The sequence below is a fragment of the Paenibacillus sp. PastM-3 genome (genome assembly GCF_029893965.1).
In the GTDB taxonomy this organism is placed as follows: domain Bacteria; phylum Bacillota; class Bacilli; order Paenibacillales; family Paenibacillaceae; genus Paenibacillus_AQ.
The window spans coordinates 26,093-52,399 of record NZ_JARXXP010000031.1 but is presented as its reverse complement, the minus strand read 5'-3'; the positions used below and the strand labels follow the sequence as shown (position 1 = coordinate 52,399).

General features: G+C 51.9%; 24 protein-coding genes. All 24 read right to left on the bottom strand.

The window, feature by feature from the left end:
- Positions 1–198: 198 nt before the first annotated feature.
- On the bottom strand, positions 199–1,713 hold the full coding sequence (gene lysS, locus M2108_RS27285; RefSeq protein ID WP_277472486.1) for a lysine--tRNA ligase: 1,515 nt from the start codon (positions 1,711–1,713) through the stop codon (positions 199–201).
- A gap of 140 nt (positions 1,714–1,853) precedes the next feature.
- Positions 1,854–2,333, bottom strand: coding sequence for a transcription elongation factor GreA (gene greA / locus M2108_RS27280; protein WP_068729207.1), 480 nt, complete (start codon positions 2,331–2,333; stop codon positions 1,854–1,856).
- Positions 2,334–2,634: 301 nt separating this feature from the next.
- Positions 2,635–3,648 carry a tRNA dihydrouridine synthase DusB gene (gene dusB / locus M2108_RS27275; protein WP_277472487.1) on the bottom strand — a complete coding sequence of 338 codons (1,014 nt, stop codon included), beginning with the start codon at positions 3,646–3,648 and terminating at the stop codon, positions 2,635–2,637.
- A gap of 61 nt (positions 3,649–3,709) precedes the next feature.
- Positions 3,710–3,904 (bottom strand): helix-turn-helix domain-containing protein, encoded by a 195-nt coding sequence (locus M2108_RS27270; protein ID WP_260510344.1) that lies wholly within the window; start codon positions 3,902–3,904, stop codon positions 3,710–3,712.
- Positions 3,871–4,422: a 2-amino-4-hydroxy-6-hydroxymethyldihydropteridine diphosphokinase gene (folK, locus tag M2108_RS27265; RefSeq protein ID WP_277472488.1), complete on the bottom strand. Its 552-nt coding sequence runs from the start codon at positions 4,420–4,422 to the stop codon at positions 3,871–3,873. Before folK ends, M2108_RS27270 begins: the two co-directional genes overlap by 34 nt.
- A gap of 9 nt (positions 4,423–4,431) precedes the next feature.
- Positions 4,432–4,794 (bottom strand): dihydroneopterin aldolase, encoded by a 363-nt coding sequence (gene folB, locus M2108_RS27260; RefSeq protein ID WP_068729217.1) that lies wholly within the window; start codon positions 4,792–4,794, stop codon positions 4,432–4,434.
- Between the two features lie 49 nt (positions 4,795–4,843).
- Complete coding sequence (gene folP / locus M2108_RS27255; RefSeq protein ID WP_277472490.1) at positions 4,844–5,701, bottom strand: dihydropteroate synthase; 858 nt, start codon at positions 5,699–5,701, stop codon at positions 4,844–4,846.
- Complete coding sequence (locus M2108_RS27250) at positions 5,698–6,579, bottom strand: aminotransferase class IV (RefSeq protein WP_277472492.1); 882 nt, start codon at positions 6,577–6,579, stop codon at positions 5,698–5,700. Before M2108_RS27250 ends, folP begins: the two co-directional genes overlap by 4 nt.
- Complete coding sequence (gene pabA, locus M2108_RS27245) at positions 6,576–7,157, bottom strand: aminodeoxychorismate/anthranilate synthase component II (RefSeq protein ID WP_090717156.1); 582 nt, start codon at positions 7,155–7,157, stop codon at positions 6,576–6,578. The genes M2108_RS27250 and pabA overlap by 4 nt, the downstream gene beginning before the upstream one ends.
- Entirely contained in the window at positions 7,154–8,779 is a 1,626-nt protein-coding gene (locus tag M2108_RS27240) for an anthranilate synthase component I family protein (protein WP_277472497.1), read from the bottom strand. Before M2108_RS27240 ends, pabA begins: the two co-directional genes overlap by 4 nt.
- Before the next feature lie 272 nt (positions 8,780–9,051).
- Positions 9,052–9,990 (bottom strand): cysteine synthase A, encoded by a 939-nt coding sequence (cysK, locus tag M2108_RS27235; protein WP_277472500.1) that lies wholly within the window; start codon positions 9,988–9,990, stop codon positions 9,052–9,054.
- Positions 9,991–10,240: 250 nt separating this feature from the next.
- Positions 10,241–11,179 carry a peptidylprolyl isomerase gene (locus M2108_RS27230; protein ID WP_280777259.1) on the bottom strand — a complete coding sequence of 313 codons (939 nt, stop codon included), beginning with the start codon at positions 11,177–11,179 and terminating at the stop codon, positions 10,241–10,243.
- A gap of 9 nt (positions 11,180–11,188) precedes the next feature.
- The gene (gene hslO / locus M2108_RS27225) at positions 11,189–12,073 is read right to left on the bottom strand and encodes an Hsp33 family molecular chaperone HslO (protein ID WP_277472504.1); all 885 of its coding nucleotides are present in this window, start codon (positions 12,071–12,073) and stop codon (positions 11,189–11,191) included.
- Between the two features lie 47 nt (positions 12,074–12,120).
- The gene (locus M2108_RS27220) at positions 12,121–12,888 is read right to left on the bottom strand and encodes a type III pantothenate kinase (protein ID WP_221803623.1); all 768 of its coding nucleotides are present in this window, start codon (positions 12,886–12,888) and stop codon (positions 12,121–12,123) included.
- The gene (gene nadC / locus M2108_RS27215) at positions 12,885–13,760 is read right to left on the bottom strand and encodes a carboxylating nicotinate-nucleotide diphosphorylase (protein ID WP_277472556.1); all 876 of its coding nucleotides are present in this window, start codon (positions 13,758–13,760) and stop codon (positions 12,885–12,887) included. Before nadC ends, M2108_RS27220 begins: the two co-directional genes overlap by 4 nt.
- Complete coding sequence (nadB, locus tag M2108_RS27210) at positions 13,750–15,366, bottom strand: L-aspartate oxidase (protein ID WP_277472507.1); 1,617 nt, start codon at positions 15,364–15,366, stop codon at positions 13,750–13,752. The genes nadC and nadB overlap by 11 nt, the downstream gene beginning before the upstream one ends.
- Before the next feature lie 39 nt (positions 15,367–15,405).
- The gene (gene nadA / locus M2108_RS27205) at positions 15,406–16,344 is read right to left on the bottom strand and encodes a quinolinate synthase NadA (protein WP_068729229.1); all 939 of its coding nucleotides are present in this window, start codon (positions 16,342–16,344) and stop codon (positions 15,406–15,408) included.
- A 303-nt stretch (positions 16,345–16,647) separates the two neighbouring features.
- Entirely contained in the window at positions 16,648–18,702 is a 2,055-nt protein-coding gene (gene ftsH, locus M2108_RS27200) for an ATP-dependent zinc metalloprotease FtsH (protein WP_277472510.1), read from the bottom strand.
- Between the two features lie 110 nt (positions 18,703–18,812).
- Positions 18,813–19,352 carry a hypoxanthine phosphoribosyltransferase gene (hpt, locus tag M2108_RS27195; protein ID WP_221803628.1) on the bottom strand — a complete coding sequence of 180 codons (540 nt, stop codon included), beginning with the start codon at positions 19,350–19,352 and terminating at the stop codon, positions 18,813–18,815.
- A gap of 45 nt (positions 19,353–19,397) precedes the next feature.
- Positions 19,398–20,840: a tRNA lysidine(34) synthetase TilS gene (tilS, locus tag M2108_RS27190; protein ID WP_277472513.1), complete on the bottom strand. Its 1,443-nt coding sequence runs from the start codon at positions 20,838–20,840 to the stop codon at positions 19,398–19,400.
- 75 nt (positions 20,841–20,915) lie between these two features.
- Positions 20,916–21,854: a serine/threonine protein kinase gene (locus tag M2108_RS27185; protein ID WP_277472516.1), complete on the bottom strand. Its 939-nt coding sequence runs from the start codon at positions 21,852–21,854 to the stop codon at positions 20,916–20,918.
- A complete protein-coding gene (locus tag M2108_RS27180) occupies positions 21,844–22,605 on the bottom strand; it encodes a vWA domain-containing protein (RefSeq protein WP_277472518.1) in 762 nt (253 codons plus the stop codon). Before M2108_RS27180 ends, M2108_RS27185 begins: the two co-directional genes overlap by 11 nt.
- Positions 22,606–22,886: 281 nt before the next feature.
- Positions 22,887–25,397 carry a stage II sporulation protein E gene (gene spoIIE, locus M2108_RS27175; protein WP_277472520.1) on the bottom strand — a complete coding sequence of 837 codons (2,511 nt, stop codon included), beginning with the start codon at positions 25,395–25,397 and terminating at the stop codon, positions 22,887–22,889.
- Positions 25,398–25,784: 387 nt separating this feature from the next.
- Complete coding sequence (locus M2108_RS27170; RefSeq protein WP_277472521.1) at positions 25,785–26,291, bottom strand: S1 domain-containing RNA-binding protein; 507 nt, start codon at positions 26,289–26,291, stop codon at positions 25,785–25,787.
- Between the last annotated feature and the right edge of the window lie 16 nt (positions 26,292–26,307).

Genomic DNA, 26,307 nt, shown 5'->3' with positions numbered 1-26,307 from the left:
CGTTGCAAGCTCTTTTTTAATTTCTTTTTTCGAGCTTGGCGTCGATGCTTTTCAGCATTTCTTGGCCGGAATAAGAATATACCATGTACAGAAATGGAATGCAAGCATTTTTTTAAAACCCATGCTATTTACTTAAAACCATACTGATCATCCAGATAAATAAAGGAGCTGCTCGCGCAGCCCCCGGGTATTGTGTGATTAGTCTTTGTTACGCATATGCGGGAATAGCAGCACATCACGGATAGATGCAGCATTGGTAAGCAGCATAATGAGCCGGTCCACGCCGATTCCAAGTCCGCCTGTTGGCGGCATGCCGTACTCAAGCGCACGAATGAAGTCTTCATCCATCTCATGAGCCTCGTCGTTCCCCTGTTCTTTTTCCTGAATCTGAGCTTCAAAGCGCTGGCGCTGATCAATCGGGTCATTTAGCTCGCTGAATGCATTTGCATGCTCACGGGCCACAATAAACAGCTCAAAACGGTCTGTAAACCGTGGATCATGATCGTTCTTCTTCGCCAGCGGCGAAATTTCAACCGGATGCCCCATAACAAACGTAGGCTGAATAAGCGTTTCTTCAACAAACTGCTCGAAGAAGGCATTCAGGATATGGCCAAACGTCATATGCTTTTCAACCGGAACACGGTGCTCCTTAGCCAGACGCTGCGCCTCCTCATCTGTCATATGAACGCCAAAGTCAACGCCTGTAACTTCCTTGACAGCATCAACCATAGTAACACGACGCCATCCCGGAGACAGGTCGACTTCATGTCCCTGGTAATTAATCTGCTGGCTGCCAAGAACCTCCTGGGCAATGTGGGCAATCATATTTTCGGTCAGCTGCATAATGTCCTTGTAGTCGGCATAAGCTTCGTACAGCTCAATCATTGTAAATTCAGGGTTATGGCGTGTTGAAATCCCCTCGTTACGGTATACGCGGCCAATTTCGTAGACTTTTTCCAGACCGCCGACGATCAGGCGCTTCAAGTGAAGCTCAATGGCAATCCGCATATAAAGCTGCATGTCCAGCGTATTGTGGTGAGTAATGAACGGACGCGCAGCAGCTCCCCCGGCAATGGCATGCAGCGTCGGTGTTTCCACCTCAAGATAGCCCAGCGAGTCCAGATAGCGGCGCATCGACTGGATAATCCGTGAACGGGCAATAAACGTCTGCTGAACCTCGGGGTTGATGATCAAATCAACATAACGCTGGCGGTAGCGCAGCTCAACATCCTTCAAGCCGTGGTATTTCTCAGGCAGCGGAAGCAGCGATTTGGACAAAACCTCAAGATTGCTTGCTTTAATTGAGGTTTCCCCTGTTTTGGTCTTGAACAACGTTCCGCGTACGCCGATAATATCCCCCAGATCCAGCACGTTGAATGCCGCATACTGTTCTTCAGGAATGCTGTCCTGGCGTACATAGATCTGGATTTTGCCGCTCAGATCCTGGATGTGGGCGAAGCTGGCTTTTCCCATTACCCGTTTGGCCATAATACGGCCGGCAATGCTTACATCAAGATTAAGCTCGTCCAGTTCTTCCTTGGTCTGTCCGTCATATTTAGCCAGAAGATCCCCGGCGCCCGCTGTACGCTCGTACTTTTTACCGAACGGGTCAATTCCCAGTGCACGCAGCTCGTCCAATTTGGCACGCCGGATGCGCAGCAGCTCGCTGAGCTCATTCTCCGTATTCTCCACCGTATTCAATTCCTCGGTCATGTTCGTTCATCCTCTCTAAAACCATCATGTCATATACATAAGAAGAAACGGCTCCCCAGGCCTAGAGCGAGGGCAGTCCGTTTCAGAGCAAAATCCGAAAAAAGCTTCCCTAAGGAAGCTTTCAGGGGTGTAACGGTTAGTTACTTCATTGTGATATCAAGAATTTTATATTGAATAACGCCTGCAGGAACACTGACATCGACGACTGTACCGACTGTTTTGCCCATAATGGCTCTGCCAACCGGGCTTTCGTTGGAAATCTTGTTGTTAAGCGGGTCCGACTCTGCTGTTCCGACGATCGTGTATTCCATTACGTCGCCATACTCCAGATCTTCAACGCTTACAGTTACTCCTACGCTTACCACATCGGTAAGAATCTCGTCGCTGTTGATAATCCGGGCGTTTCGAAGCATTTTTTCAAGCGTAATGATACGGCCTTCAATGAAAGCCTGCTCGTTCTTCGCGTCTTCATACTCCGAGTTCTCGCTGATATCTCCGTATCCGATTGCCACTTTAATCCGCTCGGCCACTTCACGGCGCTTAACAGATTTGAGGGTCTCCAGTTCTTCTTCCAGACGTTTAAGTCCGTCCGGCGTAAGGATGACTTCTTTATCGCTCATCTCAACCGATTCTCCTGTCGTATACATTTATTGAAAACACCATACTATATGCGAATCCGGAGGGATCAGAACCCTCCCTGCTGCATTAACACTTGCTGTAACGGCGATTTTATACTGTGAAATTATATTGGAACCGTTACTAAATGTCAATGACGTACGGGAAACACTGCTTATTCGGGCATTTTCTTTGTTAAACCGCCTATTCCCCGGGTAATGACAATTGAGTAATTCATAGAAACTTCTACTCCTTGAAAAAAGGGACAGATGCGGCTTCGCATCTGCCCCTTTTATTAATATGCCATTACAACGCTATAAGCGCAGCTCCGCTGTCCTGATCCTCTTCATCCTTGAGCTGAGCGACAAAATCATGCAAAATCCGCACCATCTCATCCCGCTCTGTTCCTTCCATGATGTGATCCTTCACCCTTGCTGCAGCTCTGAAGCCTTTGAGATACCAGGCCAGGTGCTTGCGCATCTCGCGTACAGCTACAGCTTCTCCCTTAAGGGCAATCAGACGGTCCATATGAAGAATGGCTACCTTGATCTTCTCTTCTGCTCCAGGTTCGGGCATCAGTTCACCTGTGCTCAAATACTGTATCGTCCGGTACAGCATCCACGGGTTGCCCAGTGCTCCGCGGCCGATCATTACGCCATCACAGCCGGTCTGGTCAAGCATCGCCCGTGCATCCTCCGGTGTATTAACGTCACCGTTGCCGATGACCGGAATGGATACGGCTTCCTTGGCCATTTTGATATACTTCCAGTCGGCACGCCCGGTATAGAGCTGCTCACGCGTACGTCCGTGCACGCTGACCGCCTGGCCTCCGGCACGTTCGACAGCACGCGCATTCTCTTCGACAAAAATATGCTCGCTGTCCCAGCCGATTCGCATTTTGACAGTAACCGGCTTATCAACCGCCTCTACAACAGCCGATACCATTTCATAAATCTTATCGGGGTTCAGAAGCCAGCGGGCACCGGCATCACACTTGGTTACCTTAGGTACAGGGCAGCCCATATTAATATCAATAATATCAGCATTAGTCTCTTTATCGACTACTTTGGCTGCTTCAACCAGAGACGCCCGGTCACCGCCGAAAATCTGCAGGCTAAGGGGCTTTTCCCGCTCATCGACAAACAGCATTTCACGCGTACGCTTGTTACCGTGCAGGATCGCCTTGTCACTGACCATTTCCGCGCAGACCAGGCCTGTGCCGAATTCTTTGGCAATCAGGCGGAACGCCGGATTACATACACCGGCCATCGGTGCCAGAACGACCTGATTCTTCATTTCAATACTGCCTATTTTCAGCATGCTCATTCACTTCCTTACTGTACTATTGTATATAAAGCTCTACGTATTAAAAAGCGGAGGCTCAAATCGAGGGGTTCGCCAGCTCTTCGGCTGATACGCCGAGAACATCCGCAATTTTATTTAAAATTTTATCCTCTAAGCGCCGGTTTCCCCTCTCCACTGCCCCCAGTACGGCGAGAGAAATTCCGACAGAATCCGCCAGCTGCTGCTGGGTATAGCCTTTCAGTTTCCGGAATGCTCTGACCCGTCTTCCCATTCTTTTGATGTCCACAAGCGCATTCCTTCCTTTCCGTCCAATTCTTGAAGCGCTGCAGCAAGCTTGCTGTGAAGCGAAGCCCCTGACTGATCCTGCGGCACAATGTCACTTAGCGGGACCAGTACAAACGCCCTCTCCATCATCCGGGGATGCGGCAGCGTTAAATCCGGTGTATCCAAGGTCTGGCCTTCCACCCACAACAAATCCAGATCAACCGTCCGCGGACCGTAACGGATATCCCGTACACGGCCAAGCTGATTCTCAATCTCCAGCATTACTTGGAGCAGAGCTTCAGGTGCAAGCGTAGTGCGGAGTGCAGCAGTCATATTCAAAAACTGCGGCTGATCGAGGTACCCGACCGGCTCTGTCTCATAAATTCTGGAGCTGCGCACTACTTCTATGGCCTCATGCTGGTCAAGCCTGTGTAAGGCTTCATTAAGTGTCGCCTCGCGGTTACCCAAATTAGCCCCTAAAGCAATATAAGCCTCTGATGCCTCAGAGGTGGAGTGTATGTTCATGGACTTGTCTCACTTTCTCGTTCTCCGCAGCTCTACGGTCACACCCTCAAAATGAATGTCGAATGGCGGATGCGGCTTGGTCACTTTAACCGTTACCGCATTGATAATAGTATAAGTGTCCAGTAACACGGATGCAATATGTTCCGCCAAAGCTTCAATTAACTTAAAGGATTTTGTTTCGACAATATTTTTGACGGTGTAATGCACTTCGGCATAATTTACGGTCTGGGTGAGATCATCGTTCTGGCCTGCCGCCTGAAGGTCAAGCTCCAGTTCCAAATCCACATAAAAGCGCTGGCCGAGCTTGCGTTCCTCTTCAAACACCCCGTGATAGCCATAGTATTCCATGCGGTGCAGCTTCATTTTATCCATATCGGGTACCTGCCTTCATATTTAAAATAATCCGCCGCTCTTATCCGGGCTATTCCCGAACCTGCGGGGAGGAGGAGTATAGCATGGCATCGCACATTTGAACGGTACGTCTGATTCTCGCCACATCATGTACCCGCACGATCTGACAGCCTTGGGCAATGCCAAATGCCACTGTCGCAGCAGTACCCTCTACAACATCATCGGCCGGGAGATCCAGCACGGTGCGGATGAATTTTTTGCGCGAGGTTGCCAGCAATACCGGATACCCCATTGCAGCCAGACTGTCGAGCGCCATCATTGCCTGCAGATTCTCGGTATAGTCCTTGGCAAAGCCGATTCCCGGATCGAGAATGATATTATCCGGCTTGACCCCTGCGGCTAACACCAGCTCAATGCTGCCCTGCAGATCAGCAGCCATATCGGCTTGCAGATCCTTATAGTTGCGGTCATGGCGGTTATGCATCAGAATAATCGGACATCCGGCTTCAGCGGCTACTGATGCCATATCCGGGTCTGCCTTTGCCCCCCACACATCATTAATGATGTGCGCCCCCGCCTTAATAGCCTGACGGGCCACCTCTGCCTTATACGTATCTATAGAAAGAACCAGCTGGGGAGCTGCGCGGTGAATGCTCTCAATTACAGGCAGCACCCGGTCCAGCTCCTCCTGCATACTTACCGGCTCATGCCCCGGCCGCGTAGATTCTCCGCCTATATCAATGATATCGGCTCCTTCTGCCGCCATCTGCAGCGCATGCTCCACTGCCCGGTCCGGCTCATTCCAAAGACCCCCGTCCGAAAAGGAATCGGGCGTTACGTTCAGGATACCCATAATTAATGTCCGGCTCCCCAGAGTCAGCATGCTGTCTGGAAAACGGTAGGTCCGTTTATAGATCACAGGTTTCATCTCAGCGCTTCCGTCCTTTCTCTGTATAACCTGATCAGTTCGGCTGTGTACCTTCCGCAATAGCCTTTACCTGCCTGAAAAGGCTCGTTGCCCTGCCACAGCATGGTTACAGGAACAAGCTCCTGTATCGAGTTCGTCAAAAAGATCTCATCAGCTGCAAGCAGCTGCTCCCACCGGTAGAAACCCTCTTCAGTCTGCAAGCCGGCTTCCCGGGCCAGCGTGAGCACCATTTCCCGGGTAATTCCCGGCAGAATGCCTGTTGCTATATCAGGTGTGTACAGTACACCGTCGTTGATAAAAAAGACGTTACTGACAATGCCCTCTGCAATAAAACCTTGCCCGGTCAGCATCAGCCCTTCCGCTCCGCCGGCGGCAGAAACATTTCCGGCCAGCTCGCGCTTGGCCAGAATGTTATTCATATAGTGCAGTGACTTCAGCCGTACCGGGCCTTCCGGCGTGTTGCGCGGTGTGTTTAGTAATTGCAGCCCTTTGCCTTCCAGGTATAGCACCGGGTCCAGCTTTGGCAGCTCTTTGATGTACAGCAGGTGATTAGGCTTACTGTATTCTGCGGACGGAAGTCCCAGTATATCCTCACCTGCAGTAACGGTATACCGGATATAGGCCTCCTGCAGCCCATTGGCATCCATTACCTGCTTAATCCATTGGCTTAGGGAAACTTCATCTGCTTCAAACGGTATTCCTAATTGTCTGCAACCGTCCGCCAGCCTGTCCAGGTGCCGCTGCAGCAGAAATGGAATCCCGCTATAGGTGCGGAAGGTCTCAAACAGGCCCATACCGTACAAAAAGCCGTGATCCAGAACGGACACCACGGCGTCTTTGGCTTCAACTGCTGTATGGTTTAATCCTATATATTTCATGCCGGTTCTCCGGCTCTCCGTTTCAGGAAGTTGCGGAGCATGGTGTGTCCATGATCGGTAATGATGGATTCCGGGTGGAATTGCACACCTTCAATCGGGTATTCCTTATGACGCAGTGCCATAATCTCACCTTCGGCCGTCTCGGCGGTAATCTCCAGGCAGTCTGGCAGACTCTCGCGCTCCACAATCAGCGAGTGGTATCTTGTAGCCGTAAACGGTGATTCCATCCCTTCAAAGACAGAGGTTCCGTTATGGTGAATCGGCGATGTTTTGCCGTGCATCAGACGCTCTGCACGGATCACATTGCCGCCGAAAGCCTGGCCGATGGCCTGATGGCCCAGACATACGCCAAAAATAGGGATTACCCCCTTGAAGTGCTGCAGCAGCTCAAGGCTGATACCCGCTTCATTCGGCGTGCATGGTCCCGGTGAAATCAGAATATGGTCGGGCGCCATTGCTTCTATCTCCCCGATTGTAATCTCATCGTTGCGGTGCACCTTTACTTCCTCCCCCAATTCACCTAAATACTGCACCAGGTTGTAGGTAAAGGAATCATAGTTATCGATAACCAAGATCATAATACTGCTCCCCCTTTGGCTCCGCTCGCGGCTTGGGATTCGTGCTGCAGCTCGCTGCAGAGAACCGCCTTTACCACTGCTTTGGCTTTGTTATGGCATTCCCGGTACTCCCGGTACGGATCGGAATCGATTACGATACCTGCGCCCGTCTGAATATATCCCACTCCATCCTTCACTGCCAGTGTTCTTATTATAATATTTAATTCCATATTTCCGTTATAGTCAATCCAGCCCATCGATCCTGTATAGGGTCCGCGGCGGACCGGCTCCAGCTCCTCGATGATCTCCATTGTGCGCACCTTGGGCGCGCCGGTAATGGTGCCGCCGGGAAACAAGGCGGCCATGACATCATAAGCATCCTTGCCGGAGGCGATGCGCCCCTCCACCTGCGAGACGAGATGCATGACATGCGAGTATCGCTCGACGGTCAGCAGCTCCGGCACGCTGACCGTCCCGTACGCAGCGACACGGCCGATGTCGTTGCGTTCCAGATCGACAAGCATGACATGCTCGGCGATCTCCTTCTCGCTCCCGCGCAGCTCCGCCTCCATGGCGGCGTCCTCCGCGGGAGTGAGCCCCCGGCGCCGGGTACCGGCAATGGGGCGGGCGCTGATCTTGTCCCCGTGCAGCTTGACGAGCAGCTCCGGTGACGCGCTGGAGAGCGCGAAGCCGGGCGAGCGGAGCAGCCCCATGTACGGGGACGGGTTGAGCTTGCGCAGCCATTCATAAACATCCTCCGGCGGAGACTTCAGCTGCGCCTCCTGGCGCAGCGAGAGGTTTACCTGAAATACATCGCCCTGGCGGATGTATTCCTGGACATCCAGTACGGCCTGCTGGAACTGCTCCGGAGAAAAGGCCGACTGCATGCCCGGCCATTGCCCGGTCAGGCTGACGTTCTCTTCAATTGCCGCAACAATGCGTCCGGCTTCTGTCTGCGAGTGCTCTTCGGGTACTGAAGCTGCACAGAGCAGCTCCCATTGCTTCAGCATTTCTTCGGTGCGTACCACTGTCTCATCATAAAGCGCCTGAAGAGCAGACGGATTCCTTCTGGCCTCCTCCGTTAATGGAGCATGGACAGTGCAATAAACCCTGTCTTCCTGGTTGTCATAGATCCAGAGCTCCTCAAAGCGCATAAACAGGTAGTCGGGAAACCCCGGATGATCTTCAGCCAGTGAAGGCAGCACCTCCAGAGAGCGGACTACATCATAGCTGAGATAACCGATACAGCCTCCTGCAAACGGAGGCAGGCCGGGCAACTCCAGGCGTGGTGAAGTACATTCGTTCATCCAGCTGTGAAGCACATCAAGCGGCTTGCCCAGCAACTCTACAGGTCCGTTCTGGCCGGCAGCGGCGCCGCTCCGGGCTGTTTCCTGTAGCCGGATTACTTCAGCCCGTCCATCCTTCCCTTCAAGCACAGAAACCGGCTGCAGCCCGAGATAAGTGAACCGTCCGCCCTTACCGCTCTCCAGTACTACCGAGTAAGGGGAAGCCTGCTTCCAGGCGCCTGTCCAGGAGGCGGGCAGACCCGGCTGGACCTGGGGAGATTGTATAATTAAAGGAAGAAGGCTCCAGCTCCCGTTAATCCATTGCTTCCAATCCTGATACGCTGTTAAGATCTCCAAAGCTATCCTCCTAAAAATATGTGATTCGTAAGCATATTCACGTTTATTGCCTGTCAGTATACTGTACTTCCGGCTGGTTTGAAACCCCTGATCGCAGTTTTCTGCAAAAATAACCGGGATTCGTGTAAATATAAATATCTCCACAAAGCGGGACTTTTACATATAGCGAAATCAGGGAGTTGCGGAAACCTGAAAACACGTACTAGCAAAAAGAGCCTTCACTATCCCTGTACAAGCGGATAGGAAGGCTCCAGTAAACGATATTCAGTAACTTAAACTTCGAAGTTGTAGAGCGGTGTGCTCAGGTAACGTTCACCGTTACTTGGAATGACAACAACCACTTTTTTGCCTGCGCCAAGCTCTTTGGCTACTTTGAGTGCTGCAAACACAGCAGCACCGGATGAAATACCGGACAGTACGCCCTCTTCTTTGGCAACACGGCGAGCCGTTTCGAATGCTTCATCATTCTCAACGTGAATAATTTCATCGTAGATATTCTGGTTCAGAATCTCAGGAATAAAGTTCGCACCGATCCCCTGGATTTTGTGCGGGCCTGGTTTGCCGCCGGCCAGGATCGGGGAAGCTGCAGGTTCAACGGCGTATACCTTCACACCGGGATATTGCTTCTTCAGTACTTCACCGGCGCCGGAGATCGTTCCGCCTGTACCAATACCTGCAACAAAAGCGTCGAGAGGACCGCCAATGGATTCGATGGCTTCAACAATTTCAGGACCTGTAGTTTCCAGGTGAATTTTGAGATTGGCTTTGTTTTTGAACTGATCTGCAAGGAAGTAGTCCGGATTCTCAGCCAGGATCTGCTCAGCCTTCTTAACCGCACCGTTCATACCCTCGGAGCCCGGAGTCAGAACGAGTTCAGCACCGTAAGCACGCAGCAGGTTCCGGCGCTCAAGGCTCATCGTTTCAGGCATAACAATAATCGCCTTATAACCCTTGGCAGCTGCAACCAGCGCAAGTCCGATACCTGTGTTGCCGCTTGTTGCTTCTACAATTGTTCCGCCCGGCTTAAGCAGTCCATCCTTCTCAGCTTCTTCAACGATGCTGAGGGCAATGCGGTCCTTAACACTGGAGCCCGGGTTCTGGTATTCCAGCTTCAGATAGATCTCTGCGGAACCTTCCGGAGCAATCCGGTTCAAACGGACGAGCGGTGTGCCACCGATCAGATCTGTTACACTGTTAACGACTTTAGCCATGAGCAAAAACCTCCTTGGAATATTAAATGATATATGAGTACGTAACTTGTGACGGATGTCTTCAGCATGTAATTCCAGGTGTTGGGTGTATAATGGCTTATCTCATCATAGAGGACGGTAGGTCTGCACCAGGATATTATTACCGCAGCGCCAAGTTATAACGCTGTCTTAGCGGCTGTATTGGATCATCCGCCGCCGATCATTCCCGACTAAAACAGTAGGTTTTACATTTATCCTCATATTATCAATCTTACAGGCTATTGTCAACATATATCGCTGTCTCATATTTCTTGCGCAGGTCGCTTTCCACCTGCTGTAACGGTGCTGCCAGCTCAAGTGCCAGCTCACGCCGCACCTGTGCTCTGATTTGAGCTTCATCCTCCCGCGGCGGATCAACAATACTCTCCAGCCGGATTACGGCATAGTCCTCACCAGCCGATAAGGGACCAGCGATATCGCCCGCTTCAAGCCCGGCTGCTGTCTGGAGCAGCTCGGCCGGCCAGAACGGGTCATCTTCCTCCACCATGCCGATGCTTCCGCCATGCTCCCTGCTTTCAGGATCAGTCGATACCTCTCTGGCTAGGGCAGCGAAATCCTCACCCTGCTCCAGCCGGTCCATTACCGAGTCCGCCTCTTCGTAGGTATCTACTCTAATGATAGCCAGCTCCATTTGCTTCTTGGGTGCAAAACGCCCGGCGTTCTCAGCCAGATACTCATCAATAGCCGCATCACCGACCGTAATGCCCTCTGTAGCCACTGCCTGAAGGGTCAGCCGGTAAACGGCCTCTTCGCGGACCTCCTGACGGGATAATCCGAGCTCGGACTGCATTTGAACATAATACTGTTCTTCAGAGCTGTATCCGGCCATATTGCGCCTGAGCTCCTCCTCAATATCTGCCTCTGTTACAGTGATGCCGAGCGCCTTAGCCTCTTTATCGACTACAATATGATTGAGCATAGCCAGAAGGACTTCATCCCCATGCTTTTTCTTGAGCTCATCCATCCATTCCCTGTCCGTTATCCGCTGTCCGCCTGCAGTTGCCACATCTGCAGATTCCCCTTCCACAGCATCTCCCTTGAGAATAGCCATTGCCCGCAGGCTCCAAAAAAGCAGTCCGCCGAGCACCATTGTACCGACCGCAAGAATAACAACCGTATTGCGCAGTGCGCGTTCTTGTCTAGTCATCATCTTACAGGCCTACGATCTTGCTTGATCCAGGATCACCTGCATTTCATCTTTATTAAATAAATAGGCCTCGTTGCAAAAATGGCATACAACCTCCGCCTGATCATCTTCTTCAATTAACCGTTCCAGCTCATGCTGGCCCAGACTGATCAGTGTCTGCTCCACCCGTTCCCGTGAGCATTGACATTTAAACACAATATCCAGCCCGTCAAGGATAACCGCATCCGGTAAAAGATAGGTCAGCATCTCCTCCGGCTCAAGTCCCTGATCGAGCAGGGCCGTAACGGAAGGCATCGTGCTCAGCGTCTGCTCAATTTCGCTGATTTCGGCATCAGTAAGACCCGGAAGCAGCTGGATAATAAAGCCGCCGGCCACACGGACCGAGTGGTCGGCTTCAACCAATACGCCCAGCCCGACCGCCGCCGGTGTCTGTTCTGAAATCGCAAAGTAATAAGTAAAATCATCGCCCAGCTCTCCCGAAACGATCGGTACGCTGCCGCGATACGGCTCCTTGAGCCCCAAATCCTTACTGACATCGATAAACCCTTCCGTTCCTACGGCACCTGCAACATCCAGCTTTCCCTGACTGTTGCTCGGCAGATGAACATGAGGGTTGCTTACATAGCCGCGCACTTCCCCGCGGGCATTGGATTCAGCGGTAATCTGACCGATCGGCCCGTTACCTTTAACCATCACCGCAAGCTTCTCTTCTCCCTTAAGCATGGCGCCCATCATGGCTGCAGCGGTTACTGTACGGCCCAGCGCAGCCGTAGCTGTCGGGTAAGTATCATGTCTGCGCCGCAGTTCCTCAACAAGCTCTGTTGTCCGGACAGTAAATGCCCGGACTCTGCCGTGCAGCGCAGTTCCCCGGACCAGCCGGTCCTTTTTCTTTTCCATTGGGTCATACCCTCCTGTCTCTGAGCCTGATTCAGGCTTCTTTATCTTTATTGGTTACGGTCATAAATAATGCGCAGGCCTTCGAGTGTCAACATAGGGTTCACTTCATCTATACAGTCCGTTTCCCCGGCAATAAGGGTAGCCAGGCCGCCAGTGGCGATCACCTTAAGCACCGGTGCATTCATCTCCTGCTTGATTCTCCGAACAATTCCCTCAACCTGTCCGGCATATCCAAAAATAATCCCGGCCTGCATGGCATGCACGGTATTGCGCCCGATCACCTTCTTCGGCTTCTCCAGCTCAATCCGCGGCAGCTTGGATGCCCGCTGATAGAGGGCTTCCGTGGAAATACCAAGTCCGGGAACAATGGCTCCGCCCAGGTAGTTGGCCCCGGCATCAATACAGTCAAAGGTAGTCGCTGTCCCGAAGTCTACAACCACAAGCGGGCATTTGTACTGCTCGATAGCGGCGACTGCATTGACAATCCGGTCAGCCCCGACTTCACGGGGATTCTCATAACGCAGGTTAAGTCCGGTCTTGATGCCGGGACCGACCAGCAGCGGATCTTTACCGATATATTTTACGCACATCTCTACAATTACTTGAACAAGCGGGGGCACGACAGAGGAAATAATGACACCCTCCACGTCCTTGAAGGAGATATTCGACATCTGGAACAGATTGTGAATCAGCACGCCATATTCATCTGCTGTGGACTGGCGGGCCGTGCTAAGCCGGAAATGATGCAGCAGCTCACGCTTACGGTATATTCCGAGCACAATATTAGTATTACCAATATCAACTGCAAGCATCATGACAGCGGCCCCTCCTTCCGGGCGTTAAGGTCCAGACTGATGTCCAGACTGTTGAAGGAGTATGTCAGCCGGCCGACAGAAATCACATCTACACCGGATTCCGCGATACGGCGCACTGTCTCCAGAGACACATTGCCGGAAGCTTCCGTTTTGACATGAGGCGATCTGGTCTTGATTCTTCTGACTGCTTCCTTCATCAGTTCAGGCTCCATATTGTCGAGCATTATAATATCCGCTCCTGCTGTAAGGGCTTCCTCTACCTGCTCAAGGCTCTCTGTTTCCACCTCAATCATCATGGTGTGCGGAATATTGGCCCGGGCCCGCCCCACAGCCTGAAGAATACCCCCGGCTCCCTTAATATGATTATCCTTAATCATCACAGCATCGTATAAGCCGAACCGGTGGTTTGCCCCGCCTCCGACACGCACAGCGTACTTCTCCAGCATCCGGTGGCCCGGTGTCGTCTTACGTGTATCAACCAGCCGTGTCGGCAGACCATCCAGCACCTCTACAAAAGCTGCTGTCCGCGAAGCAACTCCCGACAGCCGCTGCATCAGATTAAGTGCAAGCCGCTCACCGGTCAGAATGGCATGGGTGCTTCCTTCCACTTCGGCAATTACCGTTCCTTTAGACACATTCTGCCCTTCTTGAACCAGCGGGGTAAATACGAGGGACGGGTCAACGACCTCAAATACCAGCTCCGCTACAGGCAGACCGCAGATCACACCGGCCTCCTTTGCATGAATAATCCCTTTGGACTCGTGGCCGGCTGGTATAGTGGTCCGGGTTGTAATATCGCCTGAACCGACGTCCTCCTGCAGCCAGCTTTTTATCAACTGTAACAGTTCTTCATTATATCCATTAAACATCATCACTAAATTCCTCCACTATGCCCAGATCACGGATCTGGAGCAGATGTTTCTGCCACTTCGCATCATCGCGCAGCGGATAATCATCCCGGTAATGGGCTCCGCGGCTCTCCTGCCGAGCGAGTGCCGATTCAGTGATCAGCAGACTGCAGGTAAGCATATTGGCAAACTCATACTCTTCACGCTTGGTAAGCGCAGCAGTAAAAATCGGCAGCTGCCGCTTCAGTTCATCAAGTGCTTTATTCAGCATTCCCTCATCGCGCCGAAGCCCTGCATAACGGACCATTACCTTCTGAAGTTTCAGCCGGCGTTCCACAATTGCCTGAGTCGGTGTTTCTGTACGTCCTTCATTACAGCCTGCCAACAGGCTGGTCCAATCGGCCGGAGCAAGCTCACGGATGCGTTCTGTAATCCGCCGTCCGAACACTATAGCTTCAGACAAGGAGTTGCTGGCCAGCCGGTTTGCCCCCTGTACTCCGGTTGAGGACACTTCCCCGCAGGCAAACAGGCGGGCAATATTGCTCTCCCCGTTCAGATCGGTTTTGATGCCTCCCATCATATAATGCGCAGCAGGGGCCACTGGAATCCAGTCACTTGTAATATCGAGTCCGTAGCTCATGCAGGTTTCATAAATGGTCGGAAAACGGTGCTTCACCATATCAGCCGACTCATGGGTAATATCAAGATAAACAAAGGTGGATTTGGTCAGCTCCATTTCACTGACTATGGCCCTTGCCACAATATCGCGTGGTGCAAGCTCAAGCAATTCATGATACCGTTCCATGAAACGGTCCCCGTGTATATTGCGCAGTACGGCACCCTCGCCGCGAACCGCCTCCGAAATCAGAAACCGCGGTGCTCCGGGATAAGAGAGTGCTGTCGGATGAAACTGGATAAATTCGATATCCCGTATATGGGCTCCTGCCCGGTAGGCAATGGCCACCCCGTCACCGGTAGCCACCTCAGGATTAGTGGTATAGCGGTACAATTGCCCCGCTCCCCCGGAACAGAGGACGGTAGCATCTGCCTGCAAAAACAGCCTTTCACCGTTTGGCCGCTGTACCAGGGCTCCGGCGCATTCGCCTTGTTCCGTAATCAGATCGATGACAAAATGATCATCCCAGACCTCGATATTCTTGTCCTGCTTCACCTGCTCTATGAGAGCACGTACGATTTCATACCCGGTAGCATCACCATTGGCATGCAAAATACGGCGGTGGCTATGGGCCCCTTCCTGGGTTAAAGCCAGTACACCGTTCTCTTTATCAAATATAGTGCCCAGCCGGATCAGCTCATGCACACCCTCCGGACCCTCATTAACCAAAACATCCACCGCAGCAGAGGAGTTCAGCCCGGCACCCGCCATCAGGGTATCCTGCCGGTGATACTCCGGAGAGTCTTCTTCCGAAAAGACCGCAGCAATTCCGCCCTGTGCATACCGGGTATTGCTCTCCATCAGCGACTTCTTGGTAAGCACTATAACTTTCCGGTCCTCAGCAGCTTTGATGGCAGTGAACAGTCCTGCAATACCTGAACCGATTACAATAACGTCTGTTTTTACTGCAGGAAGCCCGCGAACATCGAAATCTACTAAATATTGTGGAATCATGACCGCTATTCACCTGTTTCAACGAAAGAGTAGCGCATGCTACCGGACTTGTAGCATGCGCTCTAGGGAGGTTCTGGCTTTGTCGGCGACAGCGGGCGGTACGTAAATCTGCGGCTTCATCGTCTCCAGGCACTTAACCAGCTTTTTTAGATTATTAACCTTCATATTAGGACAAACGAGGAATTTGGTTGCAAAATGGAACTCCTTATCAGGACTGTCCATGCGCAGCTGATAGCCTGTTCCATCCTCTGTTCCAACGATAAACTGCCGGCGGTCCGATTTCCGGCAATAATCGATAATCGAGGTGGTGCTGCCTACATAATCCCCCATTGCAACCACTTCCGGCCGGCATTCCGGGTGAACCACAAATTCGGCTTCCGGATATTTGGCCTTCATTTCAATAACATCCTTAACTGTGAGCATATCATGGGTGTTGCAGTAGCCTTCCCAGATAATCAGCTTCTTTCCGGTCTTTTCCTGAACATAGTGGCCCAGGTTTTTATCAGGCACCCAGATAATTTCTTCCGCATCAAGTGACTCAATAACTCTGACTGCATTTGCCGAGGTACAGCAAATATCCGTCTCTGCCTTAATCTCAGCAGATGAGTTGATATAAGTGACCACTTTGGCGTTCGGATGCTGAGCCTTAAGCCTGCGGAGCCCGTCTACATTGACCATATCAGCCATAGGGCAGCCGGCACGTTCGTCCGGAATGAGTACTGTTTTGTTCGGAGCAAGAATTTTAGCGCTTTCCCCCATAAAGTGAACGCCGCAGAAAACAATGACCTCTGCATCTGTCTCTGCTGCCTTTTGAGCCAGCAAAAAAGAATCACCCCGGAAATCCGCTACCTCCTGAATTTCGTCACGCTGATAATAATGAGCCAGAATAATTGCATTACGTTCTTTCTTAAGCTGTTCGAGGCGCCCACGAAGTTCGCGGTTCTGTTCCTGCTTGCGCTCAAGCGCCAGAGCTTCCACGGTTAATTGTCCCCCTTAATTCTAATGGCCGTTCAATCCTTATAAGATCCCAATTTCACACTGGCCCGCACAGCCACCCGGCTCTGCTATATCATGAATATTCTAATATTTTATAGTTAATCACTAATGTACACAACGTTCCCCCCACTGTCAATGTAACGAACCATACACAGTAAGTTTCTGCGGGAACAAATGAAAGAATGGCAATGGATTGCGGCCTTGCTCAGCAGGTTATAATTCCATAAAAAAACCGGAGAACCATCAGATTCTCCGGTACGCCATTCTTGCAGGCTTCTTATTGGGTTAGACGAGGTTGCCGCCTCCGTCTTTATTGCTGCCGTTCGGATCATTTCCGTCTCCGGAATCCGGTTTGTTCGGAATGTCCTTGGTCAGGTCAGGCAGGGTTGATGGCGTTTCATCATTTTTGCCCTGGATGCGTACACGCACATCACCGATCGAATCAATAACTGGCTCGCCGGCTTCATGTGTAACACCCTCTACTTCAGCCGGTTTGCCGTCTTCAGTCAGGTAACCCTGTTCGATCAGTTCCCTGATCTGATCAAGCTCCAGTGTTTCCTTTTCAAGAAGGGTGTTTGCAATCAGGTGCATTTCCTTGGAGTACTTGGTCAGCAGCTCACGGCAGCGTTCATAGCAATCACGGATAAAGCGCTGCATTTCCTGATCAATCTCGTATGCAATGGAGTCACTGTAGTTCTGTTCATGCCCGATATCACGGCCCAGGAATACCTGGCCCTGCGATGTACCGAACTGCATAGGACCCAGCTTATCACTCATACCGTACTGCATAATCATGCTGCGTACGATGCTTGTTGCCTGCTGGAAGTCACTATAGGCGCCAGTACCGATTTCACCGATGAACATCTCTTCGGCAACACGTCCGCCAAGGAGTCCGGTTACTTTATCAAGCAGCTCCTGCTTGGTAACCAGCATGCGGTCTTCCTTAGGAAGCATGATGACATATCCGCCTGCGCGCCCGCGCGGGATAATGGTAACCTTGTGAACCATATCTGCATGCTCCAGGAAGTATCCTGCAATGGTGTGGCCTGCTTCGTGGTAAGCCACGATGCGTTTCTCACGGTCGCTGATAATGCGGCTGCGCTTCTCGGTACCCACGATTACGCGGTCGATGGCTTCATCAACTTCACGCATGCCGATATCCTTGCGGTTGCGGCGGGCGGCGAGCAGGGCCGCTTCATTCAGCAGGTTCTCCAGGTCAGCCCCGGTAAATCCTGTAGTACGCTTCGCAATGACATCAAGCTTAACGTCTTTGGTCAGCGGCTTGTTGCGGGAGTGAACCTTCAGTACAGCTTCACGGCCTTTCACATCAGGACGGTCAACCGTAATCTGGCGGTCGAAACGTCCCGGACGGAGCAGCGCCGGATCGAGTATATCTGCGCGGTTGGTTGCCGCAACGATAATAATGCCTTCGTTGCCGCCAAAGCCGTCCATTTCGACGAGCAATTGGTTGAGTGTCTGTTCGCGTTCATCATGTCCGCCGCCCAGTCCGGCGCCGCGCTGACGGCCTACTGCATCAATTTCATCAATGAAAATGATACATGGCGCGTTCTTCTTGGCATTCTCGAACAGGTCACGCACACGGGAAGCACCGACACCGACAAACATTTCTACAAAGTCAGAACCTGAAATACTGAAGAACGGAACGCCTGCTTCACCGGCAACTGCACGGGCCAGCAGGGTTTTACCTGTACCTGGAGGGCCGACAAGCAGTACCCCTTTGGGGATACGGGCACCCACTGCAGCGAACTTGCGCGGGTCCTTCAGGAATTCAACGACTTCAACAAGCTCCTGTTTCTCTTCATCAGCACCGGCAACGTCTTCGAAGCTGATTTTCTTCTTCTCTTCGTTGTACAGGCGGGCTTTGCTCTTGCCAAAGTTCATCACTTTGCCGCCGCCGCCCTGTGCATTATTGAACAGGAAGAAGAACAGGATGAACATAATAACCAGCGGGATAATGGAAGAAAGGAATGTCAGCCAGATGCTGTCACCCTCCATTTTCTTCTGGGTCAGCTCAACGCCATTGGAATCACTGGCGGCAATGAGCTCATTAATCGCTGCATCTGTAGGAGGTACATATGTGGAGAAGTTTTTCGATTTGGTATCAGTCGGCAAATTTTTGTATTCGCCGGTAACCAGAAAAGCGTTACCTTCAAACTGAATCGTCATGCTCTTCACATTGTTGGCTTTGATCTCCTGTCGTAACTCATCGTATCTAGGGAAATCGGCGGATTCATTTCCATTGCTGACAAACTGGACAATGCCCACCACGACTAAAAATAAAATCAAATAAAAACCAGAATTCCGGATGAACCGATTCATCCCCTACCTCCTCTCACAACGCTCAAGTTATTGTACCATAGCCTGCCCGGAGTCCTCAAATAACATCAGGCCCGGGAATCTGATCCGCGGATCTAAGGCTGTCGAATAGTTTATTTGGTGTAAATTTCAGGCTTCAGCACACCGACATAAGGGAGGTTCCGGTACAGCTCGGCATAGTCCAGACCATAGCCCACCAGAAAGGCATCAGGAATCACAAAGCCGGTATATTCAGCTTCAAGACTGACTGCACGGCCTGACGGCTTGTCGAACAGAGTTACTACTTTAATGGAAGCAGCATTGCGACCCTGCAGCATATCGATCAGATAGCTGAGCGTAAGGCCACTGTCGATAATGTCCTCAACAATCAGAACATCACGGCCTTCGACCGAAGTATCCAGATCCTTAATGATTTTGACTATACCGGATGATTTGGTCGTGCCGCCATAGCTCGATACCGCCATAAAGTCCATTTCGACAGGTACTGTAATCACTTTAACCAGATCTGCCATAAAGATAAACGCGCCCTTGAGTACACAAATGACTAAAGGCGTGCGTCCTGCGTATTCTTCGCTCAGCTGGGCGCCAAGCTCCCTGATTCTTTGTTGAATTTCCTCTTCGCTGATCAAGATTTCCTGAATATCATTCTGCAACTTGCGAACCTCCTAAGTTATACTATGAAAGACTTACTTCGACCATTACGCTTCTTCGCTTTTCTCCAGCTCCTCCAGAGTCAAAAGCAGAACCGTGGCCGTGTGCCGCCCTACTGCGGCATGCATCGAGCGTCTAACGCCCGGAATCCAGACGATATTGCCTGCAGCATCACAAACGAGGGGAATTCTAGAACGTTCGGAAGAAGGTATTTTATCGTCAATGTAAATATCTTTTACCTTTTTGCTTCCGTTTAATCCCATAACCCTAATGGTATCTCCAGGCAACCGGGAACGGACAGTCAGCGGCATGGCCAGCTCCCTGCTGTCAAACCAGGCTGATGTCTTCCCTAAATCCTCCCCCTGTAAAGCAAAGCTTTCCCTCTCCAGCACCGTCATCGTCATTGCTTTGCCAATCTCCGCGATTTCAAGGCGGGAAGGGGGCAAGGACAACCGATATGTATAGCTAACCTTCCGCTGCTGAGGCTTGGACGAGAATACAATGGTATCATACTGCCGCACACAGATCAGCCCTCCACCCAAGTCCAGAGTCCAAACGGTGGGGTGTTCCTGCAGCGTTCCCCGGCGTACCGCTTCAATCTTTAAAAAATCAGGTGATAAAGCATCCGCCGACAGATAATTTAATATTAGTTTAATCAAACGCCGTTGTAAAGCGGACGGCACGGCCGCAAATGCAGCTCTTTGCAAGGTGTATTTTCCATGCTCCGCCAAAACCAGCTCTTCAAAGCATTCTAGCGCATTCGCCTCCATAAACTCATCTTCGGCGCCGGTAATTTCGGACAGCTGAAGGAGCGACTGTTTCACTTTGGGGTTATATTTCTCCAGCATGGGCAGCAGCTCCAGCCGGACCGCATTCCGCTGATAATGAGTAAGCAGATTGCTGGCATCCAGGACGTACGGATATCCCTGCTCCTGGCAAAGCCCGATAAGAGCTGTTTTGTTAATACGCAGGAAGGGGCGGATGAGTTCCACCTTTTTTTCGGTTCTTTTCCACCGCATTCCGGCCAGTCCCGAGGGACCGCTTCCGCGCAGCAGCCGCATAAGCACGGTCTCTGCCTGGTCATCTGCATGATGCGCCAGCGCGACCGCACGCGCCCCATAGCGGCGGGCTGTTTCAATCAGAAACCTATACCGCTTCTCCCTGGCTGTCCCCTCCGGTCCTAATCCGCTGCTCTTGGCAATCGAGGGAATATCGAACTCGGCCAGCTCAAACGGTATCCCGAGTTCGCCCGCAAGCGCCCGGACAAATCCGGCCTCTTCAATTGATTCTTCTCTAAACCCGTGATTTACATGGGCGCATACCAGCTTTAGCGGTGTCCATTTCAGGGATATTTCATGCAGGATACGCAAAAGAGCCACAGAGTCCGGCCCTCCGGAAACTGCGACTATAAGAGTGTCATGGGGCGCCCACAGCTCATGCTCTGCCGCTGACTCCATTACAGACTGCACCAGTCCATTCATCTGCTCCATCTACGGCTTCCTTTCCTGCCTGTTGATATACAGGTGCTTCAGCTTCATGCTCAGCCCCGGATCGTATGTATAATGTCAAAACCGGATTACCCAGTAAATTGTAAAGGCCAGTACAAACAGTGATAACATAAACGCGTTCTTGAGCCAGCGCGGTGTAGCCACTGTCTCCTTGGCCGGTTTCCGCTGCCCGTAGATATGCTGCTTCCAGACCGCTGCCGCCTGTGCCGATCCCGGGAAGCCGCCTTTAAGTGCCAGACACAGCCAGGAGGATAGCTTCTTGTCCGGGAGACTTCGCGCCAGACGCATCAGATCTTCCACATTTCGGGTCTGCGGAAGCTGCTGGGCGCATGCCTTGAGTCCATCCTCATTTAGAAGACGCAGACATAATACAGCAAAAGAAAACAGGTCGTAGCTCTCGTCCCCCGTACGGCTGCCGGCATTCCAGAAGCCGCGGTCATGCCATTCGGTAAACTGCTTGACGCTTCGTCCCACCGGGCTTGCACCGCCATAATCGATCAGTTCGGCTTCCCCGTAATCCGACACCATTACATTCTCCGGCTTCAGGTCGCCGAACACAAAACCGCATTCATGCAGCTTCTGCAGCTTCTCCAGCACCCGGAGTCCGACCAGTCCCAGCCAGGTGGCACCATGTTTTGCCAGAAAATGGTGAAGCGGCCGTCCCTCCACATAACGCATGACGTAAAACGGTTCATTGATTCCATCCTTAAAATCATCCGATTCCAGCAGGAACGAGGATAGCGGGGACTCACGGCGGGCCCGGTATTCGCTGCGCTTGCGGCAGGACTGAAGAGAGGTCAGCACATTAATTTCGGACTGCAGCTCAAGGGTATCGTTACCTACCTTCAGCGCATACCTCTCCCGTCTGCCTTCCCGCTGTACGAGATATACGGTTCCGTTCGCCCCTTTTCCCAGCATCCGTTCAACGACATAGCGGTTTCCCCGCCATTTGCCTGTAATCACTGTGCCTACTGGATAGGGTGGATTAGACGACATACCCACCAATCATCCCTTCTCGTTCATCGTGTTCTTCGCTCTCAAAGCGCTCACGCTCAAAGTGCTCACGGTGTTCATCCAGTTTATCATAACGGTAATGCTCAAGCACCCTGAAAATCGCCGGTCCGGTCGGAGTAGCCCCCCTCATCTTCATTCTGCCGAAAAGCGAGCGGATTCCGGATACGTCGCTGCTCCAGTCCATATCAAGTGCGGCATCCTCGCTGCTGGAACGTCCGGGAAAATGAAACACGGCAATTTCGCTGCGTCCTTCGCGGGCTTCCAGACTAAGCGCCAGGTCACGGATCGCTTCCTCAACCGCAGCAAGCTTGGGCTTCATGCTGGCACTTGCATCAATAAGCAGGGCAATCCGCAGCGGCGTCGTCTCGGTAAGCTCATCTACCACCGTTACCACCTGTGAGCGCTTAGCAGGGGGAAGATCCTCCAGTGACCCGTCACCCAGAATTTTTTTTACCTCTTTATTAACCGCCTGCTGAATGGTCTGAACCACAGTCTTCCGTGTCATCATCTGCATTGTCTGTGCAAGCTGAGGTGTGCCGACAATCCGGCTCAAGCCCCCGCCGGCCTTGGCGATGTCGGCAATTTCACGGCTGCCCAGCTCCCCGATCGTTCCATAGTCGACCACACCGACAACATTAACGGTGATTCCCTCCTGCCGGGCATGCGCCGCAGCCATCACCGGACTTTCCCCCACGTTTGAACAACCGTCAGTAATGAGCAGAATTTGTCTCATAACCCGTTCACTCCCCTTTGCCTTGTCTCTTTTCTAGCATATCCAAGGTTGAGAGATTTCAAACGCCGCTTAAGCTGAAAAATAGATGAAAACAATTAGGGTGAATATAGGGGAACTGCAAGGAACTTTTGGGCTTCCGATCGCTGTTGTCCCCGGATTTATAGAATTGACTCTAAGGTGTAAATCCGGGGACAAAGACAGGCGGGTCTAGTGAATGGACCCGCCGAAAAGAAAGCTGAATACCAGGGGCTATCCTTTGATAGAATATCTGACTCTGCCTATCAGCTAACCGTCCGCGGACGCTCCATCCGGCCAATTCCGGGCAGGTGCAGGCTGGACCACTGCGGATGATAATGATCCAGACGGCTGATGACAATGGTCATGTCATCATGAATCTCATTCCCCTGATAGCGGATCACCTTCTCCAGCAGCTCGTCCGCCATATCCTGCGGATCATCGCCTTCGAGCTCCTGAATCAGCCGCTTCATCCATATCTCTTTATTAACGGCATATCCGGGCGCATCGTAAATACCGTCGGTCATCATAATGAGAATATCCCCGGGACGCAGTTGCATGCTGATAAGATCAACCTCAATATCCTTAATGATTCCAATAGGCAGGTTACTTGAGGTAATCGGAATGACCTCACTGCCCCGCCGGATGAAGCTTGGCGCAGAGGCAATCTTCATAAAGGTAGTCTGTGCGGAATACTGATCAATCAGCGCCATATCCACGGTGGCATAGAACTCATCCGGTGAACGCAGGAGCAGAATGGAATTGACGGATTTGACGGCCAGCTTCTCATCCATGCCCGATTGTAGCAGCTTCTCAAGCATCGACAAGGCGGCGCTGCTCTCCATACGCGCCCGTTCCCCGTTGCCCATGCCGTCGCTGACAGATACGGCAAAGGTGCCATTACCCAGCTCAACCGTGCTGAAGCTGTCGCCGGACAGAATATCTCCGCCTTTTGCTGCACCTGCTACACCGGTGCTGACTTCATAAGCCTTGGCCGAACCAAAGGTAACCATCGACAAGCCCTCGCGCGGATGGACGGCCGTCTCGCTGACTACGGCAATATTCTCCTCAAGAATGTCCGAGAGCAGCGGTGCAATCATTTTGCGGCATTCATCGAATCCTCTGGTATACGCATGGACAATTTCGATTTCGACCCGCCCGGGATCCAGACTTAGAATCTCGATGCTGTGGATGGATAGACCCAGCTTCTCCAGCGCCTCACGGATCTGGCCCTCCTGCCGGTACATGGCCTGTCCTTCCCGTTTGATCTCCCTGGCCAGATCCTCCATGACCTGGGAGACCCCTGATAACTGCTCGGCCACAAATTGGCGGCTGTCGTATATTTGCCGCTTCCAGCGCATATCATGCTGGTAAAGCTCATATTGGCCTTTCATCACTTCCAGGACATCAGCCGTCTTCCCACAGATCCGGTTCCATTCCGGGGGAAGCTGGGCGGCCGTAATATCCGGGCATTCTTCTACGGTAGTCATCATATCGGTCATGTATCTATAGGTCTGATAGAATTTGGCATCCCAGCAGTGTGTCCTCCGGATGCAGCCGGCGCAGGCCCCTTCTGTTACGGTACTCATAAAATTCTCCATCTCACGGTCGCTTTTGCCCGCTTCGGCAGCGCGGGGGATCTGGCCGAAGCTGCTCGACAGCTGCTGAAACACCTGGGAAAACTGCGTCACCCGTTCAGCTGTAATATCCCGGACTCTGCGTGCATATTCATGCTGGGAACGGCTATGATCGGCAGTACCCGGAATGTACTTGGCTATAGTAGTAATGATTCCTTTCGGTGTTAGAAGAAACAGAACTACAGCAGCGCAGGTTTCCCAGGTGGAGGACATGACATCACCGGGACCGAGAAAATAAACGGAAAGAATGGTTGATCCGAGCAGCATCCCCATGGATACGGCACCCTTGCGTCCCGACTGCATCATACCGGACAGCATACCGGAAAAAGCAAGCAGGCTCATCTGATAGATGGCACCTACATTGGCAAGACTGAGAATCAGCCCGGTTACCACCCCGACCGCGGCTCCGAGCGGAGCACCACCGGCCAGTGCAAAGAGCAGAATCAGATATCTGGACAGGATATGTTCAAGGGACAGACCGCTTACCGTCCAGCCTACAAGGCCAGTCATGACCGACGCAAGCAGAATGATGAGGCATAGAATCTCATCGCTGCGCAGCGCCCGGCTCTTCATTTTGAACGTAAACAGCGGAAGCGCCTGCAAAAATACCAGGGTCAGGACGAATCCCAGCAGGGCATCCACCGCACACATCATCAGCGGGTACCACGCAATCGACGGCCCGATTACAATCCGGAACAGGCCAACCATAAACGAGGATACGAATACCATTAACGGTGCATAGGAAAGGTCCACCCGCTGGAAGTTCTCTAAGCCTTTATACATCAGGAAAAAGATAATCAGCTCTGACGCTACAACAACTGCTCCGGGAAATGGTGTGAACAGGCTTCCGAGAATAACTGCTGCCGCCACCGGCAGAACGGAATCCTTCTTCATAAACATAATGACAGCAAAGTATGCGGCAGCAAAGGGTGACAGCTCGTCCAATATCATGGCCCGTCCCAACAGAAAGCCCATAAGACTCAGCAGCAGTGTCCATTTCTTCACCAAAATCAGCTGTAGAAGCGGCTGTTTCATCATCCAGTTCTTCACACGCGTGCCCCATGCCTCTTCCTTCTGCTCCTTGTCCTTGCTCCCGGCTCTGGTCCACTCCGGCAGGTTCACCACATTGCTTTTGTTCATTCCTTCGCACCACCCGTTTGAGAATTTATGGTTCTCATTATAAGCGCACGATTCTATGAAAGTTTGTCAGAAACAGAGAGTAGTTCCCGAGAAATTTCCGACAAAAAAGCCAGAGCCGACATTATTTGGAAATTTACGCTCAACCCTTACGGGTCACAGGATTGACATGTTTTGAAGCTGCCCGGACGGCCAGCAGCATAAAACCTGACAGCGTACATTCGTCAGCGATTGCCCCGGAGATATGTGAAATCGGCAAGGATGCTGTCGGCAATTTTTCCGGCAACGACAAATTAACCCCACAAACCATATAAGTTCATATCCATATTAAACAAAAAAACCGCAACGGCATTATGCCCCTGCGGTTATTTATGCTGTACCAGTACCTTATTACACGCGTTTGGCTCCACGGCCGCCGCGTTTTCCTTCTGTGTTCTTCTTGATCGAAGACATCCGTTCTTCGCTATCTTTCAGGAAGCGTGACATTTTATCCTCGAATGAAGGTTTACCGGCTGCAGGCTTGAATGGACGCCCACCCCGTTCACGATTGTAACCACCACCGCCGCCTCCACCGCCGCCGCTGCTGCCTCCGCCAAAACGGTCTCCACCGCTTGGACGTTCAGGTCTGGGAGCTCTGGGAGGACGTACTTCTGATGCCGGCTTATCAACAGCCTGCTTGATGGAAAGTCCGATCTTGCCGTCCTTGTCAACATTGATCACCTTGACGGTTACTACATCACCAATCTTTAAATGATCGTTAACATCCTTAACGTAGTTATCGGCGATTTCCGAAATGTGAACGAGACCTGTGACACCTCCTGACAGATCCACAAATGCTCCGAAATGCGTGATGCCTGTCACCTTGCCCTCTAACTTGGTGCCCACTTCAATTGCCATAGAATAAAATGATCCT